Raw genomic sequence first — 4,203 nt, forward strand, 5'->3', positions numbered from 1 at the left:
ACGCGGAGCTCGGCGGCGGCTTGCGGCGCGATGTCGGCCAGCGTGCCGTCCACCAGCTCGGCGATCTGCGCGACGGTGAGGTCGATCATGACCGCGCCCCACGGGGCGGCAGGGCCCGCAACGCCTCGGTCAACTCCACCCGGTCGTCGAACGGACGGGTCTCCCCGGCGGCGCGCTGCCCCGTCTCATGCCCCTTGCCGGCGACCAGCACCACGTCGCCCGGCCGGGCCCAGGCGGTGGCGTGCCGGATGGCCGCGCGCCGGTCGCCGATCTCGACGACCTCGGCCGCACCGCCGCGTTCGGCCGCACCGGCCAGGATCTCGCGGCGGATGGCCGCGGGGTCCTCCCCGCGGGGGTTGTCGTCGGTGACGACGACCAGGTCGGCCAGCTCGGCGGCGGTCGCGCCCATCGGCGCCCGCTTGCCCGGGTCGCGTTCGCCACCCGCGCCGAACACCACCGCCAGCCGGCGACCCGGTCGCACCAGGGTGGTCAGTACCGCGCGCAGCGCGCCGGGCTTGTGGGCGTAGTCGACCAGAGCGAGGAAATCCTGGCCACAGTCGATGTCCTCCATGCGGCCGGGGACCCGGGTCTCCAAGAGCCCCGGGGCAGCCTGCTCGGGAGACACCCCCACCGCGTCCAGGATTGCCAGTGCGAGAAGGCAATTAGCGACGTTGTAATGGCCCGGCAGCCGGATGCCGACCTGATGGCGCACGCCGGCGGGGTCGATCGCGGTGAACTGCTGTCCCCCGGCGCCCATCGGCATGACGTCCATCGCGCGCCAGTGCGCGGGCTCGCCGGCGGCGCTGACGGTGATGGCGTCACCGGCCCGCGTCGCCATCGCGCGCCCGGCGTCGTCGTCGACGCAGACCACCGTCCGCCGGGCCCGCAGCGGTGACGCGGGATCGAACAACTTCGCCTTGGCCTCGAAGTAGTCGGCCATGGTGGGGTGAAAGTCGAGGTGGTCGCGGGACAAATTGGTGAAGCCGCCCACCGCGAATCCGGTGCCGTCCACCCGGCCCAGCGCCAGCGCGTGGCTCGAGACCTCCATGACGACGGTGTCCACGCCCCGCTCGGCCATCGCCGAGAACATGGCCTGCAGCGCGGGCGCCTCCGGCGTGGTCAGCGCGCTCGGCACGTCGGCGCCGTCGATCCTGATGCCGATCGTGCCGATCAGCCCGGCCTTTCGGCCCGCGGCTCGCAGCCCGGACTCGACGAGATACGTCGTGGTTGTCTTGCCCGAGGTTCCGGTGATCCCGATGACCGAGGTGCGCTCCGACGGGTTTCCGTACACGGTCGCAGCCAGGACGCCGAGCACGCTGCGGGGCGCCGGGTGTACCAGCGTCGGGACGCTCGAGGCCGACGCCCCCAGCTCCGCGACGCCGGCGGCGTCGGTGAGGACCGCGACGGCGCCGCGTTCGATCGCCTCCCCCGCGAACCGGGCCCCGTGCGTCGAGGCACCCGTCAGCGCGGCGAACAGGTCGCCCGGCCGCACGTCCTGGGCGCGCAACGTGACGCCCGTGACGGCCAGGTCGGGGATGGTCGCGCTCGGGTCCGCGGGCACCGCCCCGACCTGGGCCGCGAGCGCGGGCAGGCGCGTGCCCGCCCCGGCGCTGGGGCGCAAATCAGTGGGCACGGCACACCTCCCGTCCACGCACGTGGTCCTCATGATCGGCCTTGACACCCTACCGAGCGGCGCCCGCCACCGAGGTGGGCTCGTCGATCGAGTGTGCGGTGCGGGCCTTCAGTGTGCGCTGAGGGCGTGCTTTGGGCCCGAATCCCGCCCAGGGCGCACACCCGACGCCGTCACCGCACAATGGGCGGGCGGCGGCGTCGTCCGGGCTAGGTCGCCTGCAGGGTCAGCGGTGGACCTGGGTCGGGCGAGAGCGGCACGTTCTCGCGCTGCATGAGCCAGCCGGCGATGTTGTGGAACAGCGGGGCCGCCGAGTGGCCGGGCGTACCGTCGGCGTTGCGGTCCGGGTTGTCCATCATGATGCCGATGACGTAGCGCGGGTTGTCGACAGTGGCCATGCCGGCGAAGGTGATCCAGTAGACGTTGTCGAAGTAGCAGCCGCAGGCCGGGTTGATCTGCTGCGCGGTCCCCGTCTTGCCGGCCATCTGGTAGCCCGTCACCGCGGCGGCGGGCCCGGTGCCCTGCTGGTATCCCATCGGGTCGCGCTGCACGACGGCGCGCAGCATGTTGCGCACGGTCTGGGCCGTCTGCGGCGACACCACCCGCACGCCCTCGGGACGGGGCTCCTCCGTCCGGGTGCCGTCGGGTGCGATGGTGGCCTTGACGATCCGCGGCGGGATGCGCACGCCGTCGTTGGCAATGGTCTGATACATGCCGGCCATCTGCAACAGCGTCATCGAAAGACCTTGCCCGATAGGCAGGTTGGAGAATGTGCTGCCCGACCATTGGTCGATCGGCGGCACCAGCCCGGCGCTCTCACCGGGCAGGCCCACGTTGGTGCGCTGCCCGAGCCCGAATTTGCGGACCATGTCGTAGAAGCGTTCCGGCCCGACGCGCTGGGCGAGCATCAAAGTGCCGACGTTGGAAGACTTTCCGAACACGCCGGTGGTGGTGTAGGGCATCACGCCGTGCTCCCATGCGTCGTGCACGTTGACACCGCCCATGTTGATCGACCCGGGCACCTGCAGCACCTCGTCGGGGTTGGACAGGCCGTACTCGATGACCGAGGACGCGGTGATGACCTTGTTCACCGACCCCGGCTCGAACGGCGAGGACACCGCCAGGTTGCCCAGCTGCTTGTCGCCCTGGCGCCCGATGTCCTGGGACGGGTCAAAGGTGTTGTCGTTGGCCATGGCCAGCACCTCGCCCGTCTTCGAGTCCAGCACGACGGCCGAAACATCATGCGCGCCCGACAGATTCTTGGCCTGTTGGACCTGCTGCTGCACGTAGAACTGGATGTCGTCGTCGAGGGTCAGCTGGACCATCGAGCCGTTGACCGCCCGATGCCGGTTGCGGTAGCTGCCGGGGATGACGACGCCGTCGGACCCGCGGTCGTAGGTGAGCGAGCCGTCGGTTCCCGACAGCACCGAGTCCAGCGATTCTTCCAGCCCGAGCAGCCCGTGGCCGTCCCAGTCGATGCCGCCGACGATGTTGGCCGCCAACGAGCCACCGGGATACTGCCGCAGATCCTGGCGCTCGGAACCGACTTCGGGGTACTTGTCGGAGATCGCGCTGGCGACGGCGGGGTCGACGGCGCGTGCTAGATAGACGAAGTTCTCGTCGCTTTGCAGCTTCTTCAACACCGTCGCCGAGTCAGGCTTGTTGCCCAGCCGGGTGGCGACCTCCTTGGCGATGTCGCGCAGCCGCTGCTGCGGATCGGGGGCCGCCGAGTTCTTGTTCTTGGCCTCGTCGAGCTGCTTGCGAATCCTCTTGGGCTGGAACGTCAATGCTCGTGATTCGGTGGTGAACGCCAGCTGATCCTTGTTGCGGTCGACGATGCTGCCGCGCACGGCCTTCTCGACATCGGTGACCTTGAGCTGGCCCGCCGCCTGAGCGCGCAGCGCCGGCGCGTTGGTCACCTGCAGGACGAACAGCTGGACCGCCGCCACCACGATCAGGAGTCCGATGGCCGCGTTTCCGGCCCGATGCCGGAACACGAACGACGCGCCGCGGGTGCCCGCCAGCACGAGCTTCCGCGTGCGCCGCTCCCGTGCCGAGTGCCCGGTCGCCACGGCGTCCGGACGGTCGGCGACACGGCCCTTCTTCGCTTCTTTCACTTTCCGGAATCGCTTCGGTTCCCGGATATCCTGGGCCTGTTGTTGCTTCCCGCGCCGCGTCGGCTGGCGAACCCCCTTGGCTTCCTGCGCCTTACGGGGACCCCGGGTCGGCTGCGACCGGCGGGCGCGCATGGACTCGCCGCGGCTCACCGGGGCGCACCCGGCGTTGTGGCGGGAGCGGGCGCCACCGGCTGCGGCGCCAGCACCGGGGCGGCGGGCACGACGGGAGCCACCGGCTGGGCCACCGCCGGGGCCCGTTGCACCGGCACCGGAACCTCAGCGGGCAGCGGCGCGGGAACCTGTCCGGGCGGCGGAATGGGCAAGCCGCCCAAGGGCACCGACACCTCCGCGGGACTCGGACCGGGAGCGGGCGCAACCAGCGCCGGCGAGGGCAACCCCGGGACCGGCACGCCCGGCGCGGGCACCGCAGCCGGGGTCTGACCGGCCACGGGCGCC

General features: G+C 71.4%; 2 protein-coding genes and 1 pseudogene. All 3 read right to left on the bottom strand.

Going from position 1 to position 4,203, the window contains the following annotated elements:
- Nucleotides 1-85: 85 nt before the first annotated feature.
- The gene (locus A5695_RS02475; RefSeq protein WP_068077706.1) at nucleotides 86-1,666 is read right to left on the bottom strand and encodes a UDP-N-acetylmuramoyl-L-alanyl-D-glutamate--2,6-diaminopimelate ligase; all 1,581 of its coding nucleotides are present in this window, start codon (nucleotides 1,664-1,666) and stop codon (nucleotides 86-88) included.
- A 173-nt stretch (nucleotides 1,667-1,839) separates the two neighbouring features.
- The gene (locus A5695_RS02480; RefSeq protein ID WP_156749426.1) at nucleotides 1,840-3,879 is read right to left on the bottom strand and encodes a penicillin-binding protein 2; all 2,040 of its coding nucleotides are present in this window, start codon (nucleotides 3,877-3,879) and stop codon (nucleotides 1,840-1,842) included.
- A 14-nt stretch (nucleotides 3,880-3,893) separates the two neighbouring features.
- Nucleotides 3,894-4,203 (bottom strand): annotated as a pseudogene (locus tag A5695_RS29365) (hypothetical protein); the annotation flags it as partial.

Source organism: Mycobacterium sp. E1747 (genome assembly GCF_001667775.1).
In the GTDB taxonomy this organism is placed as follows: Bacteria; Actinomycetota; Actinomycetes; order Mycobacteriales; family Mycobacteriaceae; genus Mycobacterium.

Bases quoted from the DNA above. Each gene is read 5' to 3' on its own strand.
- A5695_RS02480 (WP_156749426.1), bottom strand. From the start codon at position 3,879: ATGCGCGCCCGCCGGTCGCAGCCGACCCGGGGTCCCCGTAAGGCGCAG.
- A5695_RS02475 (WP_068077706.1), bottom strand. From the start codon at position 1,666: ATGAGGACCACGTGCGTGGACGGGAGGTGTGCCGTGCCCACTGATTTG.